This is a genomic window from Pseudomonas sp. NPDC089752, assembly GCF_044748725.1.
GTDB lineage: Bacteria > Pseudomonadota > Gammaproteobacteria > Pseudomonadales > Pseudomonadaceae > Aquipseudomonas.
Genome location: NZ_JBIVGP010000008.1, coordinates 138,831 through 161,942, shown reverse-complemented (window position 1 = coordinate 161,942; position 23,112 = coordinate 138,831). Strand labels below are relative to the sequence as shown.

Sequence of the window (23,112 nt, the reverse complement as noted above, 5' to 3'; positions counted from 1 at the left end):
ATGAGCGCACTCGACAACAACGCATTGGTGGCAGTCATCGGTGCCGGTGCCATGGGGGCCGGCATTGCCCAAGTGGCGGCCCAGGCTGGCCACCGGGTGAAACTCTACGACAACCGTCCTGGTATCGCGGCACAGGCTGTGGCAGGTATCGATCGCCAGCTCGGGCGCCTGGTGGAAAAAGGCAAGCTGCGGCCGGATACCCGCGAGGCCATCGTTGCGCGCCTGCAGCCGGAGGAAGCAATCGAAGCCTTGGCCGATGCCCGGCTGGTGATCGAGGCCATCGTCGAGAACCTTCAAGTCAAACAAGACCTGCTGCGCCAGCTTGAAGCGCTGTGCGCAGACGACTGCATCCTGGCCAGCAATACCTCGTCCTTGTCGATCACCAGCCTGGCGGCTGGCCTTGCTCGGCCTGAAAATGTGGTCGGTATGCACTTCTTCAACCCGGCACCGTTGATGGCGCTGGTTGAAATCGTTGCGGGCCTTGCGACCAAGCCAGCCGTTGCCGCAAGCCTCTATGAAACGGCAAAGGCCTGGGGAAAAAAGCCGGTCCATACCCGTTCCACACCCGGTTTCATCGTCAACCGTGTGGCGCGGCCATTCTATGCCGAAAGCCTGCGCCTGCTGCAGGAAGGCGCAGCGGATTGCGCGACGCTCGATGCATTGTTGCGAGAGGCCGGCGGCTTTCGCATGGGCGCATTCGAGCTCACCGACCTGATCGGCCATGACGTCAACTACGCGGTGACCTGTTCGGTGTTCGATGCCTTTTATGGTGACTTTCGCTTCCAGCCTTCGCTGGTGCAGAAAGAGCTTGTCGATGCCGGCCGCCTGGGGCGCAAAAGCGGCCAGGGCTTCTATAGCTACGCCGAGGACGCCGAGCGTGCGCAACCGACCGAGCTGCAGAGTCCACAGACGATTGAGCACTGCGTGATCGAGGGCGATCTGGGCGCGCTGCAGCCTCTGGTCGAGCGTTTGCGCGACAGCGGGATCGCCCTGACCAAGCGAGCAGGCAACGGCGTTATCCACGTGGGTGACGCAACGCTTGTGCTGTCTGACGGTCGCCTGGCCAGCCAGCGTGCACGTGAAGAAGGCCTGCGCAACCTGGTGCTGGTCGACCTGGCCCTGGACTACCGCACGGCCACGCGCGTCGCCATCAGCTGGTCTGCGGACACGGCGGTCGCTGCGCGCGACCAGGTGGTTGCGCTGCTGCAGCGCGCTGGCATCAAGGTGGCGGCGCTCGCCGACCTGCCCGGCCTGGTGGTGTTGCGTACGGTGGCCATGCTCGCCAATGAAGCGGCTGACGCGGTGCTGCAAGGGGTTGGCAGCGCTGCCGACATCGATCTGGCCATGTGTGCCGGGGTCAATTACCCACGTGGGCCGCTGGCCTGGGCTGAGCAGATCGGCCTGGGTTACACGCTGCGCGTGCTGGAAAACCTGCAATCGAGTTACGGCGAAAGCCGCTACCGCCCTTCCCTGCTGCTGCGCCGCAGCCACGCTCAAGGAGCCCGCCTGCATGACTGACCTGCAACGCACCCCGGACGAACTGGCCCAGGCCTGCGCCGATGCGATGTTCTCCCGCGACCAGGCCAGCCAGGCCTTGGGTATCCGCCTGCTGGGGGCCAGCGCCGGGCAAGCCCGGCTAAGCATGCAGGTGCGCACCGACATGATCCAGGGCCACGGCACCTGCCACGGCGGTTTCCTGTTTGCTCTCGCCGATTCGGCCTTCGCCTTTGCCTGCAACAGCTACGACGAAGCCACTGTCGCCCTGGGCTGCAGCATCGACTACGTCGCCCCTGCCCTGCGCGACGATGTGCTCACGGCGACCGCAACCGAACTGAGCCGCAAGGGCCGCACCGGCCTGTACGACGTACGCATCGAAAACCAGCACGGCGAGCTGATCGCCTTGTTCCACGGCAAATCCTACAAAGTGCGCGGCACGGTGATCGCGCAGGAGACCGCAAATGACTGAACAGACGTCCCTCGATGCGCTGATCATCGACGCTGTGCGTACACCGATCGGCCGCTACGGCGGCGCGCTCAGCTGCGTGCGCGCCGACGACCTGGCCGCTGTGCCGATCAAGGCGCTGGTCGCACGCCACCCGCAGCTGGACTGGAACGCCATCGACGACGTGATCCTCGGTTGCGCCAACCAGGCCGGCGAGGACAATCGCAACGTGGCGCGCATGGCCGCGCTGCTGGCCGGTTTGCCGATCAGCGTGCCGGGCACCACGATCAACCGCCTGTGCGGCTCGGGCATGGACGCCATCGGCAATGCCGCCCGCGCCCTGCGCTGTGGCGAGGCTGGGCTGATGCTGGCCGGGGGCGTCGAATCGATGTCGCGTGCGCCGTTCGTCATGGGCAAGTCGGAGCAGGCATTCGGCCGCAGCGCCGAGCTGTTCGACACGACCATTGGCTGGCGTTTCGTCAATAAGCGAATGCAGGCCGAGTATGGCATCGACTCAATGCCGGAGACGGCGGAGAACGTCGCTGAACAATTCTCCATTTCCCGTGCCGATCAGGACGCCTTCGCCCTGCGCAGCCAGCACAAGGCCGCCGCCGCCCAGGCCCGTGGCCGCCTGGCGCGGGAGATCGTGCCGGTCGAGATCAGTCAACGCAAAGGTCCACCCCTTTGCGTCGAGCACGATGAGCACCCACGCGCCGACACCACGCTGGAACAGCTGGCCAAGCTCGGTACACCGTTCCGCCAGGGCGGCAGCGTCACGGCGGGCAATGCTTCTGGGGTGAACGACGGTGCCTGCGCACTGCTGCTGGCCAGCAGCGCAGCGGCTCGTCGCCATGGCCTCAAGGCGCGTGGACGGATTGTCGGCATGGCCGTGGCCGGTGTCGAACCGCGCCTCATGGGCATCGGCCCGGTACCGGCTACGCACAAAGTGCTGGAACTGACCGGCCTGTCGCTGGCCGACATGGACGTCATCGAGCTCAACGAGGCATTCGCCGCACAGGGCCTGGCCGTGCTGCGCGAGTTGGGCCTGGCCGACGACGATGCGCGGGTCAATCGCAACGGCGGCGCCATCGCCCTGGGCCACCCGCTGGGCATGAGCGGTGCGCGCCTGGTCACCACCGCCCTGCATGAGCTGGAAGAAACCGCCGGACGCTACGCCCTGTGCACCATGTGCATCGGCGTCGGCCAAGGCATTGCCATGGTCATCGAGCGTCTCTGACCAATGGCTTGTTACTGAACGCGACGCCGCCGGTTATGCTGCGTCCATGACACTCACGGCCCCTTTCCATAGGAAGCGCCGGCCAACAAGAACAATTCGAGTGAAGCCATGAACATGTACCATGATGCCGATCGTGCCCTGCTGGACCCGATGGAAACCGCCAGTGTCGACGCCCTGCGTCAGCACCAGCTGGAGCGTTTGCGCTGGAGCCTGCAACACGCGTACGACAATGTGCCCCTGTACCGCAAGCGCTTCGACGAATGCGGCGCCCACCCCGATGACCTGAAATCGCTCGACGACCTGGCGAAGTTCCCCTTCACCGGCAAGAACGACCTGCGCGACAACTACCCCTACGGCATGTTCGCCGTGCCTCAGCAGGAGGTGGTGCGCTTGCACGCCTCCAGCGGCACCACTGGCAAACCCACGGTAGTCGGCTACACCCAGAATGACATCGACACCTGGGCCAACGTGGTCGCCCGCTCGATCCGCGCAGCCGGCGGGCGCAAGGGTGACAAGGTGCATGTATCCTACGGATACGGCCTGTTCACGGGTGGGCTAGGCGCGCACTACGGAGCAGAACGCCTTGGTTGCACCGTGATCCCCATGTCTGGTGGCCAGACCGAGAAGCAGGTGCAGCTGATCCGCGACTTCCAGCCCGACATCATCATGGTTACGCCGTCCTATATGCTCAACCTGGCCGACGAGATCGAACGCCAGGGCATCGACCCCCACGACCTCAAGCTGCGCCTCGGCATTTTCGGTGCAGAGCCCTGGACCGACGAGCTGCGCCGCTCCATCGAGCAGCGCCTGGGCATCGATGCGCTGGATATCTATGGCCTGTCCGAAATCATGGGGCCAGGTGTGGCCATGGAGTGCATCGAGACCAAGGATGGCCCGACCATCTGGGAAGATCACTTCTACCCCGAAATCATCGATCCAGTGACCGGCGCAGTGTTACCTGACGGGCAACTCGGCGAGCTGGTGTTCACCTCGCTCAGCAAGGAGGCGCTGCCGATGGTGCGCTACCGCACCCGCGACCTGACCCGCTTGCTGCCGGGCACTGCGCGGCCGATGCGGCGCATCGGCAAGATTACTGGGCGCAGCGATGACATGCTGATCATTCGCGGGGTCAACGTGTTCCCGACACAGATTGAAGAACAGGTGCTTAAAATAAAACACCTTTCCGAGCTATACGAGATACATCTGTATCGTGATGGAAATTTGGATAGTGTCGAGGTGCATGTGGAGCTGCGTGCCGAGTGCCAGGCCATGGATGACGGGCAGCGCAAGCTGCTTACCGGTGAATTGACCAAGCAGATCAAGACCTATATCGGCATCAGCACCCAGGTGCGGCTGCAGCCTTGCGGGACGCTGAAGCGCTCTGAAGGCAAGGCTTGTCACGTTTTTGATAAGCGCCTGGCCAGCTGATTCAACAGCTGCCCATTATTGCCCCGGCTTAGGCTGGGGCTTTTTTTTTTGCATTGTGGCTGGTGGCCTATTCGCGGGACAAGCCCGCTTCCACAGGTAATGCAATTCACCCTGTGGGAGCGGGCTTGCCCCGCGAAAAGGGCGGTATGTGATACACAAATCTTATTCGATACGCATAAATCTGTTTGACGTTATGTTTTGTATCGCTTACAAATGGCTCATGCCTTAGCAGGAGTCGGAACATGTACGCACAGCTAGTGGAAACCGGAGTCAAACGCGTCAAGTCGTTGGAGGAGATGTCGCCAGAAGAGCGCAACTTCCAGGAGAAGATCGACGCCGAGATCAAGATCGAAGCCAAGAACTGGATGCCCGAGGCCTACCGCCAGACCCTGATCCGGCAGATCTCCCAGCATGCTCATTCGGAGATCGTCGGCATGCTGCCCGAAGGCAACTGGGTCACCCGTGCCCCCAGCCTCAAGCGCAAGCTGCAGCTGATGGCCAAGATCCAGGACGAGGCCGGTCACGGCCTGTACCTGTACAGCGCCATGGAAACCCTCGGCGCCGACCGCGACGAAGAAATCGCCAAGCTGCACAGCGGCAAGGCCAAGTATTCGAGCATCTTCAACTACCCGACCCTGAGCTGGGCCGACATGGGCGCCGTGGGCTGGCTGGTCGATGGCGCGGCCATCGTCAACCAGGTGGTGCTGCAGCGCACCTCGTACGGCCCCTACTCCCGCGCGATGGTGCGCATCTGCAAGGAAGAAAGCTTCCACCAGCGCCAGGGCTACGAGTTGCTGCTGACCATGATGCGCCAGGGCACACAGGCGCAGAAGGACATGGTCCAGGACGCCATCAACCGCCTGTGGTGGCCGGCCCTGATGATGTTCGGCCCCAGCGATGAACACTCCCCCAACAGCGCCCAGTCGATGGCCTGGAAGATCAAGCGCCAGACCAATGACGAGCTGCGTCAGCGCTTCATCGACCAGACTGTGCCCCAGCTCGAACTGCTCGGCTGCAGCGCGCCTGACCCCGACCTGAAATGGAACGAAGCCCGCGGCCACTACGACTTCGGCGAAATCCAGTGGGACGAGTTCTACGAAGTCATTAAAGGTAACGGCCCGTGCAACCAGGAACGCGTCGCCACCCGGCGCAAGGCCATCGAGGATGGCGCCTGGGTACGCGAAGCGGCCGTGGCCTATGCACGCAAGCAACAGAACAAGAACGCCGCCTGAGCGGCGATTGATGCGGAGATCTGAAATGTCTGTCTGGACCCTCTTCGAGGTATTCGTGCGCAGCAAGCACGGCCTGAACCACAAGCATGTCGGCAGCGTCCATGCCGCCGACGCCGCCATGGCGATCGAGAACGCGCGCGAGCTGTACACCCGCCGCAGCGAAGGGGTCAGCCTGTGGGTCGTGCCCTCGGCGCTGATCACCGCCTCCTCGCCTGACGAAAAAGACCCGCTGTTCGCGCCGTCGGACGACAAGGTCTATCGCCACGCCAGCTTCTACGAACTGCCCGACGAAGTCGGGCACATGTGAGGTTGGCCATGCACAAGCACGATCTCATCCCTTACCTGCTGTTGCTCGGCGACAGTGCCCTGGTCCAGGGTCAGCGCCTGTGCGAATGGTGCGGCCACGCACCGGCACTGGAAGAAGAGCTGGCCTTGATGAACGTCGGCCTCGACCTGGTGGGCCAGGCGCGCAACTGGCTGGAGTACGCCGCCGAGCTGCTGGACGATGGCCGCGATGCCGATGCCCTGGCCTTTCGCCGCGATGAACGGGCCTATCGCAACCTGTTGCTGGTCGAACAACCCAATGGCGACTTCGCCGTGACCATGGCCAAGCAGTTCCTTTATGACGCCTGGCACCATGCTGTGCTCCAGCGCCTGGCCGACTCTAGCGACGCGCGCATCGCCGGTATCGCTGCCAAGGCGCTCAAGGAAGTCACCTACCACTTGCGCCGCTCATCCGAGTGGGTGCAGCGCCTGGGCGGCGGTACCGAAGAGAGCCGTCGACGCATGCTGGAAGCGATTCCGACGCTGTGGCGCTTCACCGTCGAACTCACGGCGGGCAGCGATCACGAGGTGCAACTGGCCGAAGCTGGCATCGCTGCCGACCCTGTGCAGGTTGGCGCCGATTGGCTCAAACAGGTCAGCGCTACCTTCGCTTCGGTGGAGTTGCCGCTGCCAAAGGCCGCCAGCCATTTCTACCTCAGTGGCCGGCAAGGGCTGCACACCGAGCACCTGGGGCTGCTGCTGGCCGAGATGCAGTTCCTGCCAAGGGCCTACCCCGATGCAACCTGGTGAACTGATCGTCGGCGATCGCGGCGCACGGGCTGAGCAAGGCGATGACCTGGCGCGAGCCTGGGACGTGCTGGGCCAGGTCATGGACCCCGAAGTGCCAGTGGTCAGCGTCGTCGACTTAGGCATTGTCCGCGACCTGGACTGGCGCTCTGGACACCTGTACCTGGTGGTCACACCCACCTATTCCGGATGCCCGGCCACCGAGGTGATCGAGGGGGATATCCGGCAGGCGCTGGAACAAGCCGGTTTTCCTGCGCCCGAACTCGAGCGCCGCTTGACCCCCGCCTGGAGCACCGACTGGATCAGCGCGCTGGGCCGTGAACGCTTGCAAGCCTACGGCATCGCCCCGCCCAGCGGCAGCACCAGCAAGCGCAGCCTGCTCGGTGAGGCGCCCGAGGTGTGCTGCCCGCAATGCGGCAGCCAGCACACCGAGCTGCTCAGCCAGTTCGGCTCCACGGCCTGCAAGGCGCTGTACCGCTGCCGCGCGTGCCTGGAGCCGTTCGACTACTTCAAATGCATTTGAGCCGTGGAGACCACCATGAGCCAGTTTCACAGCCTGACCATCAAGCAAGTGCGCAACGAAACCCGCGACGCGGTATCGATAGCCTTCGACGTGCCGTCGCATCTGCACGACGCCTTCCGCTTCACCCAGGGCCAGTACCTGGTGATGCGCACCCAACTGGACAATGAAGAAGTGCGCCGCTCCTATTCCATCTGTAGCGCGGTGCAGGACGGCGAGCTGCGCGTGGCCGTCAAGCGCGTGCCAGGCGGGCGTTTCTCGGCGTTCGCCAATGACGTGCTCAAAGCGGGCGCGCAACTGGAGGTGATGCCGCCGTCTGGCAACTTCTTCGTGCCGCTGCAGCCAACTCGCCGGGGCAACTACCTGGGCGTGGCCGCCGGCAGCGGTATCACACCGATTTTGTCGATCATCGCCACTACCTTGGCCAGTGAACCGCACAGCCGCTTCACCCTGCTGTACGGCAACCGTTCCAGCTCGGGCGCGCTGTTTCGCAACACCCTTGAAGACTTGAAAAACCGCTACCTCGACCGCCTCAACCTGATCTTCGTGTTCAGCCGCGAGCAGCAGGACGTCGACCTCTACAACGGCCGCATCGATGCCGACAAGTGTGGCCAGCTGTTCTCTCGCTGGATGGACGTGGCCAGCCTTGACGCTGCGTTCATTTGCGGCCCGCAAGCAATGACCGAAACCGTGCGAGACAGCCTGCAGGCCAATGGCATGGCCGAGGACCGCATTCATTTCGAACTGTTCGCCGCTGCCGGCAGCGAAACCCGCCGTGAAGCCCGCGAGGCGGCGCGCCAGGTCGATTCGGCGCTCAGCCACATCACGGTGATCAGTGATGGCCGCGCGCTCAGCTTCGATTTGCCGCGCAACACCCAGAACGTGTTGGACGCCGGCAACGCCATCGGCGCAGAGCTGCCCTATTCGTGCAAGGCCGGGGTGTGCTCGACCTGCAAGTGCCGGGTGATCGAGGGCGAGGTGGAGATGGACAGCAACCATGCGCTGGAGGACTACGAAGTGGCGGCCGGGTATGTGCTGTCGTGCCAGACCTACCCGGTCAGCGACAAGGTGGTGCTCGATTTCGATCAACTGTAAGACCGCGTCGCCTTTTTCGCGGATGAATCCGCTCCTACAGGGGTCTGCGCCGCTCTTGTAGGAGCGGATTCATCCGCGATAGCGCCCTCAGCAACCCAGCAAAACCCGCGTGACCTCACCAAAAACAATTACAACACCCAGAGATCGCTTGCCATGACCCCCGAACACATCGAGAGCATCAGCAACCACCCCGACTTCCAGCACCTGGTCCGGCGCAAACGCCGCCTCAACGGCAGCCTGACCCTGGCCATGCTGGTCATCTACTACGGCTTCGTCCTACTGGTGGCGTTCTCCCCCAGCACCTTGGGCCAATCCCTGAGCGGCGGCGTCACCACCGTCGGCATGCTGGTCGGGGTGCTCATGGTGCTGTTGTCCTTCGCCCTCACCGGCATCTACGTGCACCGCGCCAACAACGTGCTCGACCCGCTCAACGACAAGGTCAAGCAGGAGTGCGCGCAATGAACTGGACTGCCATCTCGATGTTCATGGTGTTCGTCTGTTTCACCCTGCTGGTGACCCGCTGGGCCGCCCTGCGCACCCGGTCGGCCAGCGACTTCTACACCGCCGGCGGTGGCCTGAGCGGCATGCAGAACGGCTTGGCGATCGCCGGTGACATGATCAGCGCCGCGTCCTTCCTGGGCATATCGGCCATGATGTTCATGAACGGCTACGACGGCCTGCTGTATGCCCTGGGCGTGCTGGCCGGCTGGCCGATCATCCTGTTCCTGATCGCCGAGCGCCTGCGCAACCTGGGCAAGTACACCTTCGCTGATGTGGTGTCGTACCGGTTGGCGCAGACCCCGGTGCGTCTGACGTCAGCTTTCGGCACCCTGGTGGTGGCGCTGATGTACCTGGTGGCGCAGATGGTCGGGGCCGGCAAGCTGATCGAGCTGCTGTTCGGCATCAGCTACCTGTACGCCGTGATGCTGGTCGGCGTGCTGATGGTCGCCTATGTCACCTTCGGTGGCATGCTCGCCACCACCTGGGTGCAGATCATCAAGGCGGTCATGCTGCTGTCTGGCACCACGTTCATGGCGTTCATGGTGCTCAAGCATTTCGGTTTCAGCACCGAAGCGATGTTCGCCAACGCCGTGGCCGTGCATGCCAAGGGCCAGGCGATCATGGCGCCCGGCGGCTTGCTGTCGAACCCGGTGGACGCGATATCGCTGGGCCTGGGCATGATGTTCGGCACCGCTGGCCTGCCGCATATCCTGATGCGCTTCTTTACCGTCAGTGATGCCAAGGAAGCGCGCAAGAGCGTGTTCTACGCCACCGGTTTCATTGGCTACTTCTACTTGCTGCTGATCGTCATCGGCTTCGGCGCCATTGTCATGGTCGGCACCGAACCCGCCTACCGTGATGCCAGCGGCGCGATCATCGGCGGCGGCAACATGGTCGCCGTGCACCTGGCGCAAGCCGTGGGCGGCAACCTGTTCCTGGGCTTCATCTCTGCTGTCGCCTTCGCCACGATCCTCGCCGTGGTGGCGGGCCTGGCCCTGTCCGGTGCTTCGGCCGTATCCCATGACCTGTATGCCTGCGTGCTGTGCAAAGGCCAGGCCACGGAACAGCAGGAAATGCGCGTATCGCGGATCGCCACGCTGGTGATCGGCATGCTGGCGGTGGTGCTGGGCCTGGTGTTCGAGTCGCAGAATATCGCTTTCCTCTCCGGCCTCGTGCTGGCCGTGGCTGCCTCGGTCAACTTCCCGGTGCTGCTGCTTTCGATGTTCTGGAAGGGTCTGACCACCCGTGGTGCGGTGTGCGGCAGCATGGCCGGCCTGGTGTCGGCAGTGGTACTGGTGGTGTTGGGCCCGGCGGTGTGGGTCAACGTGCTGCACCACGAACAAGCATTGTTTCCCTATAGCAACCCAGCCCTGTTCTCCATGAGCCTTGCGTTCCTCGGTGCCTGGGCGTTTTCGGTGACGGACGCCTCTGAGCGTGCCAGCGAAGAACGTGGGCGCTATCTCGCCCAGTTCATCCGCTCGATGACCGGCATCGGCGCCGCGGGTGCCAGCAAGCACTGAACTCTGACTCTGGGGAACATCATCAATGAACCGCATGCACTTCACGTCTGCCGCGTGGCTGGCCACACTCGCCCTGCCTTTGCCGGCCCTGGCGGACTTCATCGGCGACAGCCACGCACGGCTGGACCTGCGCAACCTCTACCTCAACCGTGACTTCCGGCAGAACAATGCGCCGCAAGCCAAGGCCGAGGAATGGGGCCAAGGCTTTACCGCCCGACTGGAATCGGGTTTCACCGAAGGCCCGGTGGGCTTTGGCGTGGACGCCATGGGCCAGTTGGGCATCAAGCTCGACTCCAGCCCCGACCGGCGCAACACCGGCCTGCTGCCGTTCGGCCCGAACAGCCTTGAACCGGTCGACAATTACAGTGAGTTGGGTTTGACCGGCAAGCTACGGGTGGCCAAGAGCACCCTGCGCCTGGGCACCCTGCAGCCGATCCTTCCGGTGGTGGTGTACAACGACAGTCGCTTGCTGGCCTCTACCTTTCAGGGCGGCCAGCTGACCAGCCAGGACATCGACCGGCTGACCCTGAATGCCGGGCGCCTCAGCAAAACCAACCTGCGCGACTCGTCCGGGCGCGACGACATGGGCTACGGCGCCGCCAGCAGTGACCACCTCGACTTCGGCGGTGGCAGCTACGCGATCACCCCGCAGACCAGTGTCAGCTACTACTACGCCAAGCTGGAAGACATCTACCGCCAGCAATTCATCGGCTTGGTAGATACCCGCCCGCTGGGCGAAGGCCTGAGCCTGCGCACCGACCTGCGCTACTTCGACAGCCGCAACGACGGCGCCGAACGCGCCGGCAACATCGACAACCGCAACTTCAACGCCATGTTCACCCTCGGCGTGCGCGCCCATAAATTCACCGCCACCTGGCAGCAGATGTCCGGCGACAGCGCCTTCCCGTTCGTCAACGGCGGTGACCCGTTCACCGTCAACCTGGTGACTTACAACACCTTCACCCGCGCCGGCCTCGACTCCTGGCAAGTGCGTTACGACTACGACTTCGTCGCCCTGGGTATTCCGGGCCTGAGCTTCATGACCCGCTACACCGACGGCCGCCACGCCGAGACAGCCACCGTCAGCAATGGCCGCGAGCGCGAACGCGACACAGACCTGACCTACGTCATCCAGAGCGGCCCGTTCAAGGACGTCAGTCTGCGTTGGCGCAACGTCACCTTCCGTTCCGGCAATGGCCTGACCAACGCCGTGGATGAGAACCGCCTGATCATCGGCTACACCGTGGCGCTGTGGTAACAGCGCCCCCACCCCACTTGAACAGCATGGAGAACAGCATGTCTGACGCCCCTACCCTGCAGAGCTTCATCGCCGGCCGCTGGATCGGCCAACACGGCGCCCAGGCCCTGCGCAGCGCCCTGGATGGCCACGTCCTGGCCTACAGCCACGAAGAGCGCCCGGACTTCGCCGAAGCCGTTGAGTTCGCCCGTAACCGCGGCCTGGCCGAGCTCATGGCCATGGACTTCCAGCAGCGTGCCGCCCGCCTCAAAGCCATTGCGCTGTACCTGGCCGAGCGCAAAGAGCAGCTTTACGCACTCTCCCACCACAGCGGCGCCACCCGTGCCGACAGCTGGATCGACATCGAGGGCGGCAACGCCACGCTGTTCTCCTATGCCGGTATCGGCAGCCGTGAACTGCCATCGGGCAATCTGGTGCATGAAGGGCCGGCGATCCCGTTGGGCAAGCAGGGCCATTTTGCCGGTTCTCACATCCTGGTGCCGCGTGCGGGCGTGGTCGTGCACATCAATGCGTTCAACTTCCCGATCTGGGGCATGCTGGAGAAGTTTGCCCCGACCTTCCTCGCCGGCATGCCTTGCATCGTCAAACCGGCCACCTCCACCAGCTACCTGACCGAAGCGGTGGTGCGCCTGATGAACGAATCCGGCCTGTTGCCGGCTGGCAGCCTGCAGCTGGTGATCGGCAGCACCGGCGACCTGCTCGACCGCCTGCAAGGCCAGGATGTAGTGACCTTCACCGGCTCCGCCGATACGGCGGCCAAACTGCGCGTGACCCCCAACCTGATCCGCAACTCGGTGCCCTTCACCGCCGAGGCCGACTCGCTCAATTGCGCGATCCTGGGCCCTGACGTCACGCCAGACAGCGAAGAGTTCGACCTGTACATCAAGGAAGTGGTGCGCGAGATGACCACCAAGGCCGGGCAGAAATGCACCGCCATCCGCCGCGCCATCGTCCCCGCCAAGCATCTGGATGCCGTGGCTACGCGTCTGCGTGAGCGCCTGAGCAAGGTGGTGGTCGGCGATCCGGCGTTGGAAGGGGTGCGCATGGGCGCCCTGGCCTCGCACGACCAGCAGCGTGACGTCGGCGAGCGTGTGCGTGCCTTGCTGCAAAGCTGCGACCAATTGTTCGGCGCCAGCGACGGCTTTGCCCCGCGTGGCGAAGGCGTTGCCGAAGGGGCGTTCTTCGCGCCGACCCTGCTCCAGGCCCGCGACCCGCATGCCGAGGGCGGTGCCCACGATATCGAAGCATTCGGCCCGGTCAGTACCTTGATGGCCTACGACGATCTGGACGAAGCTCTGGCTCTGGCGGCGCGCGGCAAAGGCAGCCTGGTGGCGACCCTGGTCACCGCCGACCGCGCCGTAGCCGCCAAGGCGATTCCTGCCGCTGCCGCCTGGCATGGTCGCCTGCTGGTGCTGGACCGTGAGGCCGCACAGGAATCTACCGGGCATGGCTCCCCGCTGCCGCAGCTCAAGCACGGCGGCCCAGGCCGCGCCGGTGGCGGCGAAGAACTGGGAGGCCTGCGTGCGGTCAAGCATTACCTGCAACGTGCCGCCGTACAGGGTTCGCCAAGCATGCTGACCGCCGTGACTGGGGAATATGTGCGCGGAGCCGAAGTGATCGAGACTGAGGTACACCCGTTCCGCCGCTATTTCGAGGACCTGCGCATCGGTGAATCGCTGTTGACCCACCGACGCACGGTGACCGAAGCCGACCTGGTCAACTTTGGTTGCCTCTCGGGCGATCATTTCTACATGCACTTCGACGAGATTGCTGCCAAAGAGTCGCAGTTCGGCAAGCGCATCGCCCATGGGTACTTCGTACTGTCCGCCGCTGCCGGGCTGTTCGTCTCCCCAGGCGCCGGGCCGGTATTGGCCAACTACGGCCTGGATACGCTGCGCTTCATCAACCCGGTGGGCATTGGCGACACCATCCAGGCACGGCTGACCTGCAAGCGCAAGATCGACCAGGGCAAGACCAGCCCGCTCGGCCAGCCGCAAGGTGTGGTGGCGTGGGATGTGGAGGTGACCAACCAGCTGGGTGAGCTGGTGGCCAGCTACGACATTCTGACCTTGGTGTTGAAAAAGCCTGAGTGATGGGTCGCCTGTACCGGCCTCTGTGGGAGCGGGCTTGCCCCGCGAAGCAGGCTCCGCGCTGGATGGCACGGGCGTCGCCCGTGTTCGCGGGACAAGCCCGCTCCCACAGAGGCCGGTACAGCATCCATTAGAGGCACAACGCCACCTCGTACATCCGCCCTACTGCCCTGCCCGTTCCTCGGCGCTATAGTCCGGCACAGAACAACGCCAAGGAAGCCCTCTGTCATGAACACCCTCAAACTCCTCCTGAGCGCCGCCGTATTGGTCGGTGTCACCGGCTGCCAGACCATCAAGCCCTCCAACGACACCCTCAAAGAGCGTGCCGAGTTCGCCCTGAACACCAAGGTAAGCAAGGTGGCTGACGTGCGCAGCGACAGCACCCTTACGTACTACACGGTCACCACCGCCAAAGGCGAGTACAACTGCCAGATGCCCAGCGGCGCTATCGTTGCCGTGGGTGAACAGGCCGATGGAGTGGATCGGTTGGCGTAGGTCGTGGCTGGCTTGGGCCAGAAAACGCGACTTCTCCTGGGTAGCTGCCATCGCCAGCTCAGATGCCTTGCGCGTGCGCTCCAGCAGCAGGTGGGCGTACACCGGGATCACGGTGCTGGTGGTCAGCAGCATCAGCACCATGAACGGGTTGGCCTGCCAGTAGGGGTTGAGCTGATAGACCGCCACCAGCGCCGTCAGCGCCAGCACGGTGGCAATCAGCAGGTAACGTGTGCCGAAGCGCATGCCATTGCCCAGGTTGACCCAGACCATCACCGCATACAGCGGCAGCGCTGCCTCGCCGCCCAGTACCAGGCCAAAACAGGTGCCGGTGTAGTCATGCACGATGCCCAGCACCCGCCGCCACGGGTAATGCCCCGGCCAGCGGGCAATGGCCTGGCGCAGGCCGATCGACAGGATGATGAAGCTGGCGATGTAATAGATGACCGGCAGGTAGTCGTTCAGCGAATGTCCGGGGAGAAAGCCCAGAACGGTGATGTAGACCAGCGCGCAGCTGGCGACGATGACCCGCAGGTTGGCCTGGTCGAGTTCGTTGTTCTTGTTGTAGTCCATGCTGACGTCCCTGTGTACGGTGTCGCATAACGGCCATCCCGGCGCGACAGTTACCGAAGTCAGCTGCTAAATTAGCAGGGTCCGGGAAACCGGTCTTCACAGGGAGTGTCAGGACGTGACGTGCCGCATCATCGTGGCGGATGATCATCCGCTTTTCAGGGAAGCCATGGCTCGCACCGTGCAAAGGGTGTTGCCACACGCTCAGCTTGAAGAAGCCGGCGACCTGCAGCAGGTGCTGGACCTTGCCAGCCAGGGAGAGGTGCCGGACACGCTGATTCTCGACCTGCGCTTCCCCGGCCTGACCGGCATCGACCGCCTGGCCGACCTGCGCCAGCAATTGTCCCGTACCACGCTGATCATCGTGTCGATGGTCGATGAGCCCGATCTGATCGAGCGGGTTTTGGCCAGCGGGGTCGATGGCTTCATCGGCAAAAGCATCGCCCCCGACGAGATCGGCGCGGCGATCCTGGCCATTCGCGAGGGCGAAGTACTCGTCAAGTATGCACCCTCAGGGCTATTGCCAAACCTTGGTAGTGAGTCCGAGCTTGAGCTGCTCACCCATCGTCAGCAAGAAGTGCTGCGGTTGATTGCCCAGGGCAAGACCAATAAAGAAATCGCCCGCGCTCTGGATATCTCGCCGTTTACCGTGCGTATTCATGTTTCATCGCTGCTCAAGGCGTTGAATGTCACCACCCGCACGGCGGCGGCAGTCAAATACACCGGCACCTGAAGCCGTTGGTCGGGCGCGACCGCTTGCGGGCAGATCATCCTTGGCTGCATTGCACTCTAAATTGCACATGCCACCAAGGAGATCGTGATGAGCGAGATACTGCGAATGGGCGGCGGTAGCGCCCAGGATGACTGGCCCGAGCTGGATCCGGAACAACCCAATGATCGCAATGACGATCCGGATGCAGATCCCAATGTTGCCGACGATGAGCAAAACCGTCCGGGCGTCCCGGCCAGCGACCCGGAGTCGGGTGCCTGACACCACTGGAGCGGGCCTCGAAGCCCGCTCCTGCTTTCAGCTGATGACGGCCGAATCTCCCACTGGCTGGCTCGGCTTGCCTCCCGACAGGCGCCAACTCACAGCGGTGATCCCATAACGCTCAGCCATCGGCCGGCTGACCTTCTTGATTTTTTCCCGGCCGAACTTTGGAATGATGCCGATACCCGCATCACAACTCGCCCAATGCCAGGCCTCGGCGTTATCCATCCGCTCCATGCGGATGATGAAACTGCGCTGTTCCCCATGCAGTTGGTAGTCAATGATGTACAGCTGCGGATTAGGCATCACGGGGCCCTCCTCTTCTCCATGGATGACTTAGTCATTGAGTGATGCCTGGCGGCAAAGATTCAAAAAAATTGTCGAACAATTGCTCTCCAATGCGGCCCGCAGAGCGGACGCTCGCGGGCCCTCGGATCTGGCAGTGGCTCAACCCTGTTGCGGACGGCCCCCGCCGTGGCTGTTCTGGCCACCTTTGCGGCCAGCCTGCGAAGCCCGTTCGCGGTCATTGGCAAAGTTGCCGCCCGATGCCTGGCCGCCTTTGTGGCCAGCTCGGGATGCTCGTTCGCGGTCGTTGGCGAAATTGCCGGGGTTGGTTTCCTTGGTGCCGCCACGTTGGCTGGTTCGCTCTTGATCACGAGCCATGTCGTTTCTCCTTGCGATTCGAGGGTTGGACGCATGAACGTTGCCATGCCTAGTTTCCGAGCCATTGGCGCAACGATCTGCTCAATGCCGATGCATGCAGCTGACAGGCGGCACCAAACTTAAAGCCCACAAATACTTGCGCCTGAACTATGCGTGAACGCTCCATTGGGTGGTTTCTGCTTCGATCGGCATTTCGTCGATGGCGTGGATCATCCCGCTCTCCAGCGCCTCCTGCGGCCCCAGGATGCGTGGATAGGCCATCAAATAGCGTGGAACGTCCAGCACCTCGGTGCTGCCCTGAGTACGCTCGGCGACGATCTGCGCATACAGGCGCAAGTCATAGTCCAGGCTCATCGCATATTCGGCCATGCGGGAATGATCCACCGAGCCGTGCAGCGTCCAATGAAAGGGGTGAAACAGGAACTTGCTGCGTGCACAGGCCGTACGGTGTTCGCCAGCGAGGAACAGGATATTGCCCATCGATTCCACGGTACCCAGGTTGTGCGTGTGCACTGGCACGGGCAACGTTCGCAAGAAGTTGTAGAGGGTGAAGCCGTAACTGCATTCCCCGCCCATCGTCGCGATGTTCAGCTGCAGCACCTCGACACCTTGCTGCAACGCCTTGGAGCAGGTGTTGATCAGGTTGCCGCAGGTGGATGAATTGATCGGGCCGGTGAAGTGGATGATGTGTCTGGCCATGCGTGCCTCCAGATTGCCGGGTCGCTGCGCAAGGTTGGGCGGCTCTCAGTCGCGTGCGTCGTCCCGTGTGGCGATTGGTCCATTGGGTTCCCCGTGTTCGCCCATCAGTTGGTATTGCTTGCGCAGTGCATGCAACTGCGCGGGGTCCATGTCTTCGAGGTCGAGCAACGCCTTGTGAGCGCGTTTGGTTGTGCGCAACAGCTCGTCGATCTTGATATGCAACTCGTCATTGTCGCGGTTCTGGGTGTTCTGGATGAGGAATACCATGAGAAACGTGATGATGGTGGTGGACGTGTTGATCACCAATTGCCAGGTATCGTTGTAGTCGAACAACGGCCCACTCACGCCCCAGGCCAGTATCAACAGCAGCGCGACGGCAAAGGACATCGGGCGGCCGGTGAAGTTGGCCAGCCATTGGGCGAAGCGGTCGAATTTCATGCTCAGGTTCCTCACCACCATTCGTCCTTCGGTGGAATCGCCGGCGGGCGCAAAGTTCCCCTGCACCGCCTTGCCGGCCATTTGTCAAACAGCCTGAACCGTTGCCCTGTCGGCCGGGTCGCTATTCAAGGGACAGCAATGAGGACGACAGCGTGAGTGATATCCGCATCGGTATTTCCGGATGGCGCTATACCCCGTGGCGCAAGGACTTCTATCCCCAGGGCCTGCCGCAGAACAGCGAGCTGGCATTTGCTTCGCGAGCGGTCAACAGCATCGAGATCAATGGGTCGTTCTACAGTTTGCAGACGCCGCTGCGTTATCAGCAGTGGCGAGACGATACACCTGAAGACTTCGTGTTTTCGGTCAAAGGTCCGCGCTTCATCACCCATGTGCGCAGGCTCAAGGACATCGAGGAGCCGCTGGCCAACTTCTTCGCCTCGGGCCTGTTGCTGCTTGGCAAGAAACTGGGGCCGATCCTTTGGCAGTTTCCGCCCAACATGAAGTTCGACGAAGAACGTTTTTCCCGCTTTCTTGAATTGCTGCCACGGGATCGCAAAGCTGCGCGTGATTGCGCTCGGCACTGCGCCGAACGTCTGCAGGGCAATGGCGGCACCGATATCCGTGGCAACGCGCGCCTGCGCCATGCCGTGGAGATACGCCACGAAAGTTTTCTGTGCGAGGCGTTCGTGCAGTTGTTGCGCAAACATCGCGTGGCACTGGTGGTGGCTGACAGTGCAGGCAAGTGGCCATACGTCGAAGACGTAACCGCTGATTTCGTGTACATGCGCCTGCATGGCGATGTCGAGCTCTACAGTAGTGGCTATACCGCCCGCGCCTTGCGCAGGTGGAAGCAGCGCATTGAAAGATGGAGCCAGGGCAGCCAACCCGACGATGCACATCTGATCGTCGAACGGCAGCCGCATCGGCGCGCATCGCGGGATATCTACTGCTACTTCGATAACGACCAGAAGGTCCACGCCCCGTTCGACGCGCGGCGCCTGCTGGAAAAACTCGAACTGGCAGGTGAGCTGGTCACTGAGCCCGGCGTGGAACCGGAGGTGGCATTGTGAACAAGACCCTGCCCAAGCCTGAGTGCATCATCGACCGTATCACCACGGTCCATCGGCTGAATGTGCTGACGATCAACGTACACAAAGGATTCACCGCCTTGAACCGGCGTTTCATCCTGCCGGAGCTGCGTGAAGCGGTCCGTGCCACCGATGCAGACCTTGTGTTCCTGCAGGAAGTCCACGGCAGCCATGAACAGCATGCGCTGCGTCATCCGACCTGGCCCGACACGCCGCAGTACGAGTTTCTTGCCGACAGCATGTGGCCGCAGTTCGCTTATGGGCGCAATGCGGTCTACCCGCATGGCGATCATGGCAATGCCCTGCTGTCGAAATTCCCGATTGCCGATCACCGCAACCTCGACGTCACGATAAAGGGCAACGAGGAGCGCGGCTTGCTGCATTGTCGGCTGAACGTTCCGGGTCATGAGGAAGTGCATGCGGTGTGTGTGCACCTCGGTCTTCGCGAAACCCACCGGCAAGATCAGGTGCGACTGCTTCTGGATTTGCTCGATAGCCTGCCAGCCAATGCCCCGGTGATCGTCGCAGGCGATTTCAACGATTGGCGGCTGAAGGCCGATGCCGTGCTTACCCGACACCTCGCGGAAGCGTTCGGTGAGCGGTTTGGTGCGCCGGCACGCAGTTTCCCGGCGCGCCTGCCACTGCTGCGCCTTGACCGCATCTACTTGCGCAACGCCAAGGTAAGCAAGGCTCAGGTGCTTTCCAAATATCCATGGTCGCACCTGTCGGATCATGCCCCTCTGGCTGCGGAGATCAACTTGTGAACAGACCTTGGGTAGAGGGCAACAGCGTCGAGCTGTTGATCAATGGCGAAGAATATTACCCTCGCGTGTTCGAAGCGATGGCGCAGGCACGCAAAGAGATTCTCCTGGAAACCTTCATCATTTTCGATGACAAGGTCGGCCAGCAACTGCAGCAAGTGTTGATCGATGCCGCGCAGCGCGGCGTACGGGTAGAGTTGGCGGTGGATGGCTACGGCACTGCGGACCTGCCGGATGGCTTCATTTCGGCCATGACCGAAGCCGGCGTGAGTTTCCATGCGTTCGACCCGCAGCCACGCGTAGCGGGCATGCGCACCAACCTGTTCCGCCGCTTGCATCGCAAGATCGTGGTGATCGACGGCGAACGAGGCTTCATTGGTGGCATCAACTACAGCGCCGACCACCTGGGCGATTTTGGCCCAATGGCCAAGCAGGACTATGCGGTGGAGGTGCGTGGGCCGGTCGTGGCGCAGTTGCATGCGTCCAGTAAACGGCTGATGGCGCCGGTGCTCGACCCACCCAGTGAGGTGCGGCCGCTCAGCCAGGCTGCCGGCGGCGTCAGTGCGGTACTGGTCGAGCGCGACAACACGCAACACCGCAGCGATATCGAGGCGTGTTATCTGCAGGCTATCCGTGCTGCGCGGCATCGGATTGTGATAGCCAACGCCTACTTCTTCCCGGGCTATCGGCTTTTGCGCGAATTGCGCAACGCTGCACGGCGGGGGGTCGAGGTGACGCTGATCCTGCAGGGGCAACCGGACATGCGCTGGGTCCGTGCGCTCTCTCGGTTGCTGTACAACTATCTGCTACGTGATGGCGTGCACATTCACGAGTATTGCCAACGCCCCCTGCACGGCAAGGTGGCATTGATGGACGATGAATGGTCGACGGTGGGTTCGAGCAACCTCGACCCCTTGAGCCTGTCGTTCAACCTCGAGGCCAACCTGCTGATCCGAGATCGCCGTTTCAATCAGCACCTGTACCAGCACCTCGCCTCTCTGGCCGGTGAACACTGCAAAGCGGTGACGTTGGAACGAATGATCCGCGGCTACTGGTGGCGGGCGCCGCTGATCTTCGTAGGCTTCCACCTCACCCGCTACTTCCCCCGCATTGCGGGCTGGTTCCCCGCTCACCGACAAAAGCTTCGCTCGGTACAACCTGAGATGCAGGCCCAGGGCGATTTGCATGAGGGCAATACCTGATGGCGCAAAAAACCTGGCAGACCTGGGGCAAGCGCGTGCTGACCCTGTTGTTCCTGATTCTGATCCCGGCCTTGCTGTACATGCTGGCGCGCAATCTGGACTGGAACGAGGTGCGGCAGTCGTTGGTCGCTTACAAACCCAGCACGTTGATCATCGGTTTGGGCCTGGCGATGTGCAGCTACCTGACGTTCGCCAGCTACGATCTCCTGGCACGGGCTTATACCGGGCACCACCTGCCCGCGCGCCAAGTGCTGCCGGTGGCTTTCGTCTGCTATGCGTTCAACCTCAACTTCACCACCTGGGTCGGCGGCGTTGCCCTGCGTTATCGGCTGTATGGGCGGCTGGGCCTGGATACGCCGACCATCACCAAGATTCTGACGCTGGGCTTGCTGACCAACTGGATGGGCTACATGTTGCTGGCGGGCACGGTCTTCGCGTTGCGTCTGGTCAAGTTACCGGAAAGCTGGGCGGTAGGCGTAACCGGCCTGCAGATGATCGGTTTTCTGCTGCTCGGCGTTGCGGCGGCTTATCTCGTCGCCTGCGGCTTCTCCAAACGACGCACCTGGCACATACGAGAGCATGAGATCACCTTGCCTTCGCTGCGTCTGGCGTTGTGCCAAGTGGCGCTGGGCGCGAGCAACTGGGCATTGATGGCGCTGTTGATCTACTGGTTGCTGCCGAACGACCTGTTCTACCCGTCGATCCTCGGGATCCTGCTGATCAGCTGCGTGGCAGGCGTCGTTGCGCACATTCCAGCGGGGCTGGGCGTACTGGAAGCGGTGTTTCTTGCCCTGCTGCACGGCCAGCTGAGCCAGGGCAGCCTGGTCGCGGCGTTGCTGGGCTATCGCACCCTGTATTACCTGATACCCCTGCTGCTGGCGGTGATTACCTACCTGGTACTGGAAAAGCGTGCGCGGGCCATGCGCCAGCGCGGCGAAGCGACCTTGCGCAAGACCTGAAAACGGGCCGAGGCCCGGGAGGTGACACATGCGTGTATCCGTGCTGATGATACTGCTGGGCAGCCTGGCCAGCGCAGAGGTGCTGGCCGAAGCCTGTGAGGTGACGACGCGCTCGTCGAGTGAAGCCATAAAACCGGTGGAGGGGCGGACTTGCTACAGCTACAGCAACATGCCCGCCGAGGCGATCAACTGGTCGTGCAGCAATGAGAGCAAGGAGATGCTCAACACCGAAAAACATAAAGTGCCGCGCTGCGCGGATGGCAGCGTCGGCAGTTGCATTGCGCCGTTGACCCAGGAGAGCCTGGCCAATCCGAAATCTGCGGGGCGCGATGAGCCGTCGACCAAGCCTGCCCTGCCCAAGGATGCCCGGGTTGTCACGTATTACTACGACACCCCTAGCCTGGGCCAGGCCCGCACGGACTGCGAACGCAGCAACGGCATCTGGCAGACCCATTAGTTCGTGGATCTGGCAGACACGATCATCCTGTGGGAGCAACTGTCTTCCACAAAACTTAAAAAGCTGCGCGATCCCTGTGGGAGCGGCTTCAGCCGCGATCACCGGCAAGCCGGTGCCATTCACCGCGTCGTCTGTATCGCGGCTGAAGCCGCTCCCACACCACACATGAGACATCACCGTTTTGGGATCAGCCGGACTCACTATTCTGGTGGGAGCGGCTTCAGCCGCGATCACCGGCAAAGCCGGTGCCATTCACCGCGTCGTCTGTTTCGCGGCTGAAGCCGCTCCCACGCGGACATCACTGCTTTGGCGGCTCGTCCGCCACATCGTCCGTCCACGGCTCGCCATCCAGTGGCGCGGAACGGGCCAGCTCGGCTTCATCCAGGCCAATGCCTCCACCAATCTCACGGGCATCGACTTCGCGCAGCTCTTGATCCGCCGGCCCGCCGCCATCGCCAGGCTCGTAAGGGTCACGTGCACCCGTCTCATCCAGCAAAGTGTCGGGGCTGAGGTCGTCATCAGTGACGTTATCTTCATGCAGGCTGTCGGTCAGCGCCTCACCACCGGTCATGCCACTCTCCGCCACACGCTGCGGCGGAAACTCCTTGTCCACTTCCGAGGCCGGGCGTTCATCGCCGATACGCCCCTTGCGCTCGTCATTGCGTTCATTGAAGTCCAGTTCATGCACGCTGCCCATGCGGTCCTCGGTGTCGTCGATTTCGCTGGGCGTGTAAGGCTTGCGATCAGTGGGCTGGCTCATGTCGGCTCTCCATCAGAAGGTTGTAACTGGTCGACTGCGCAGAACGGCCGAGATTCAGAGTTTTTCGTGCATGTAATTTTTTGAACTCCCAACTCGCCCGCTGCCTCCCAAATTAAGGACCGCCACCCTATCTGGAGC

At 62.7% G+C, this 23,112-nt stretch carries 25 protein-coding genes and 1 pseudogene; 20 read left to right on the top strand and 6 right to left on the bottom strand.

Going from position 1 to position 23,112, the window contains the following annotated elements; all coding sequences use genetic code 11:
- The 13 genes from paaH to paaZ all read left to right on the top strand — a co-directional run bounded on the left by paaH (position 1) and on the right by paaZ (position 13,897).
- The gene (gene paaH, locus ACIPZF_RS15510; RefSeq protein ID WP_400800900.1) at positions 1-1,518 is read left to right on the top strand and encodes a 3-hydroxyacyl-CoA dehydrogenase PaaH; all 1,518 of its coding nucleotides are present in this window, start codon (positions 1-3) and stop codon (positions 1,516-1,518) included.
- Positions 1,511-1,966, top strand: coding sequence for a hydroxyphenylacetyl-CoA thioesterase PaaI (gene paaI, locus ACIPZF_RS15505; RefSeq protein ID WP_400800897.1), 456 nt, complete (start codon positions 1,511-1,513; stop codon positions 1,964-1,966). The genes paaH and paaI overlap by 8 nt, the downstream gene beginning before the upstream one ends.
- A complete protein-coding gene (gene pcaF, locus ACIPZF_RS15500; protein ID WP_400800894.1) occupies positions 1,959-3,179 on the top strand; it encodes a 3-oxoadipyl-CoA thiolase in 1,221 nt (406 codons plus the stop codon). Before paaI ends, pcaF begins: the two co-directional genes overlap by 8 nt.
- A 108-nt stretch (positions 3,180-3,287) precedes the next feature.
- On the top strand, positions 3,288-4,607 hold the full coding sequence (paaK, locus tag ACIPZF_RS15495; protein WP_400800891.1) for a phenylacetate--CoA ligase PaaK: 1,320 nt from the start codon (positions 3,288-3,290) through the stop codon (positions 4,605-4,607).
- 242 nt (positions 4,608-4,849) lie between these two features.
- Positions 4,850-5,839, top strand: a complete 990-nt coding sequence (gene paaA / locus ACIPZF_RS15490; protein WP_400800888.1) for a 1,2-phenylacetyl-CoA epoxidase subunit PaaA — start codon at positions 4,850-4,852, stop codon at positions 5,837-5,839.
- A 25-nt stretch (positions 5,840-5,864) separates the two neighbouring features.
- Positions 5,865-6,146, top strand: a complete 282-nt coding sequence (paaB, locus tag ACIPZF_RS15485; protein WP_400800885.1) for a 1,2-phenylacetyl-CoA epoxidase subunit PaaB — start codon at positions 5,865-5,867, stop codon at positions 6,144-6,146.
- An 8-nt stretch (positions 6,147-6,154) separates the two neighbouring features.
- Positions 6,155-6,913: a 1,2-phenylacetyl-CoA epoxidase subunit PaaC gene (gene paaC / locus ACIPZF_RS15480; RefSeq protein ID WP_400800882.1), complete on the top strand. Its 759-nt coding sequence runs from the start codon at positions 6,155-6,157 to the stop codon at positions 6,911-6,913.
- Positions 6,900-7,433: a 1,2-phenylacetyl-CoA epoxidase subunit PaaD gene (paaD, locus tag ACIPZF_RS15475; protein ID WP_400800880.1), complete on the top strand. Its 534-nt coding sequence runs from the start codon at positions 6,900-6,902 to the stop codon at positions 7,431-7,433. The genes paaC and paaD overlap by 14 nt, the downstream gene beginning before the upstream one ends.
- Positions 7,434-7,448: 15 nt before the next feature.
- Complete coding sequence (paaE, locus tag ACIPZF_RS15470; RefSeq protein WP_400800877.1) at positions 7,449-8,525, top strand: 1,2-phenylacetyl-CoA epoxidase subunit PaaE; 1,077 nt, start codon at positions 7,449-7,451, stop codon at positions 8,523-8,525.
- A gap of 153 nt (positions 8,526-8,678) precedes the next feature.
- Positions 8,679-8,987: a DUF485 domain-containing protein gene (locus tag ACIPZF_RS15465; protein WP_016391704.1), complete on the top strand. Its 309-nt coding sequence runs from the start codon at positions 8,679-8,681 to the stop codon at positions 8,985-8,987.
- A complete protein-coding gene (locus ACIPZF_RS15460) occupies positions 8,984-10,546 on the top strand; it encodes a cation acetate symporter (protein ID WP_400800874.1) in 1,563 nt (520 codons plus the stop codon). The genes ACIPZF_RS15465 and ACIPZF_RS15460 overlap by 4 nt, the downstream gene beginning before the upstream one ends.
- A gap of 25 nt (positions 10,547-10,571) precedes the next feature.
- On the top strand, positions 10,572-11,804 hold the full coding sequence (locus ACIPZF_RS15455) for an OprD family porin (RefSeq protein WP_400800871.1): 1,233 nt from the start codon (positions 10,572-10,574) through the stop codon (positions 11,802-11,804).
- A gap of 38 nt (positions 11,805-11,842) precedes the next feature.
- On the top strand, positions 11,843-13,897 hold the full coding sequence (gene paaZ, locus ACIPZF_RS15450) for a phenylacetic acid degradation bifunctional protein PaaZ (RefSeq protein ID WP_400800868.1): 2,055 nt from the start codon (positions 11,843-11,845) through the stop codon (positions 13,895-13,897).
- A gap of 456 nt (positions 13,898-14,353) precedes the next feature.
- On the opposite strand, the pseudogene ACIPZF_RS15445 reads toward paaZ, so the two are convergent.
- Positions 14,354-14,959, bottom strand: a pseudogene (locus ACIPZF_RS15445) (hybrid sensor histidine kinase/response regulator); the annotation flags it as partial.
- 115 nt (positions 14,960-15,074) lie between these two features.
- On the opposite strand from ACIPZF_RS15445, the gene ACIPZF_RS15440 reads away from it, so the two are divergent.
- Together ACIPZF_RS15440 and ACIPZF_RS15435 are read left to right on the top strand one after the other, a co-directional pair.
- Positions 15,075-15,689: a response regulator gene (locus tag ACIPZF_RS15440; RefSeq protein WP_400800865.1), complete on the top strand. Its 615-nt coding sequence runs from the start codon at positions 15,075-15,077 to the stop codon at positions 15,687-15,689.
- Positions 15,690-15,776: 87 nt separating this feature from the next.
- Positions 15,777-15,947, top strand: coding sequence for a hypothetical protein (locus ACIPZF_RS15435; protein ID WP_400800862.1), 171 nt, complete (start codon positions 15,777-15,779; stop codon positions 15,945-15,947).
- A gap of 36 nt (positions 15,948-15,983) precedes the next feature.
- Here ACIPZF_RS15435 and ACIPZF_RS15430 read toward each other — a convergent pair whose 3' ends face one another.
- The 4 genes from ACIPZF_RS15430 to ACIPZF_RS15415 all read right to left on the bottom strand — a co-directional run bounded on the left by ACIPZF_RS15430 (position 15,984) and on the right by ACIPZF_RS15415 (position 17,747).
- Positions 15,984-16,253 carry a DUF6555 family protein gene (locus ACIPZF_RS15430; RefSeq protein WP_400800859.1) on the bottom strand — a complete coding sequence of 90 codons (270 nt, stop codon included), beginning with the start codon at positions 16,251-16,253 and terminating at the stop codon, positions 15,984-15,986.
- Positions 16,254-16,394: 141 nt separating this feature from the next.
- Positions 16,395-16,610, bottom strand: a complete 216-nt coding sequence (locus tag ACIPZF_RS15425; RefSeq protein WP_400800856.1) for a general stress protein — start codon at positions 16,608-16,610, stop codon at positions 16,395-16,397.
- Between the two features lie 147 nt (positions 16,611-16,757).
- A complete protein-coding gene (locus ACIPZF_RS15420) occupies positions 16,758-17,309 on the bottom strand; it encodes an ATP-dependent Clp protease proteolytic subunit (protein WP_400800853.1) in 552 nt (183 codons plus the stop codon).
- Positions 17,310-17,354: 45 nt separating this feature from the next.
- Complete coding sequence (locus ACIPZF_RS15415; protein WP_400800850.1) at positions 17,355-17,747, bottom strand: low affinity iron permease family protein; 393 nt, start codon at positions 17,745-17,747, stop codon at positions 17,355-17,357.
- A gap of 152 nt (positions 17,748-17,899) precedes the next feature.
- On the opposite strand from ACIPZF_RS15415, the gene ACIPZF_RS15410 reads away from it, so the two are divergent.
- The 5 genes from ACIPZF_RS15410 to ACIPZF_RS15390 are packed head-to-tail and all read left to right on the top strand — an operon-like array spanning position 17,900 to position 22,214.
- A complete protein-coding gene (locus ACIPZF_RS15410; RefSeq protein ID WP_400800847.1) occupies positions 17,900-18,817 on the top strand; it encodes a DUF72 domain-containing protein in 918 nt (305 codons plus the stop codon).
- Positions 18,814-19,599: an endonuclease/exonuclease/phosphatase family protein gene (locus ACIPZF_RS15405; protein ID WP_400800844.1), complete on the top strand. Its 786-nt coding sequence runs from the start codon at positions 18,814-18,816 to the stop codon at positions 19,597-19,599. The genes ACIPZF_RS15410 and ACIPZF_RS15405 overlap by 4 nt, the downstream gene beginning before the upstream one ends.
- On the top strand, positions 19,596-20,798 hold the full coding sequence (gene clsB / locus ACIPZF_RS15400; RefSeq protein ID WP_400800841.1) for a cardiolipin synthase ClsB: 1,203 nt from the start codon (positions 19,596-19,598) through the stop codon (positions 20,796-20,798). The genes ACIPZF_RS15405 and clsB overlap by 4 nt, the downstream gene beginning before the upstream one ends.
- A complete protein-coding gene (locus ACIPZF_RS15395; protein WP_400800838.1) occupies positions 20,798-21,757 on the top strand; it encodes a lysylphosphatidylglycerol synthase domain-containing protein in 960 nt (319 codons plus the stop codon). Before clsB ends, ACIPZF_RS15395 begins: the two co-directional genes overlap by 1 nt.
- 28 nt (positions 21,758-21,785) lie before the next feature.
- The gene (locus ACIPZF_RS15390; RefSeq protein WP_400800835.1) at positions 21,786-22,214 is read left to right on the top strand and encodes a hypothetical protein; all 429 of its coding nucleotides are present in this window, start codon (positions 21,786-21,788) and stop codon (positions 22,212-22,214) included.
- A 298-nt stretch (positions 22,215-22,512) separates the two neighbouring features.
- On the opposite strand, the gene ACIPZF_RS15385 is transcribed toward ACIPZF_RS15390, so the two are convergent.
- Positions 22,513-22,974, bottom strand: a complete 462-nt coding sequence (locus ACIPZF_RS15385; protein WP_400800833.1) for a phosphotransferase system, HPr-related protein — start codon at positions 22,972-22,974, stop codon at positions 22,513-22,515.
- Positions 22,975-23,112 lie beyond the last annotated feature (138 nt).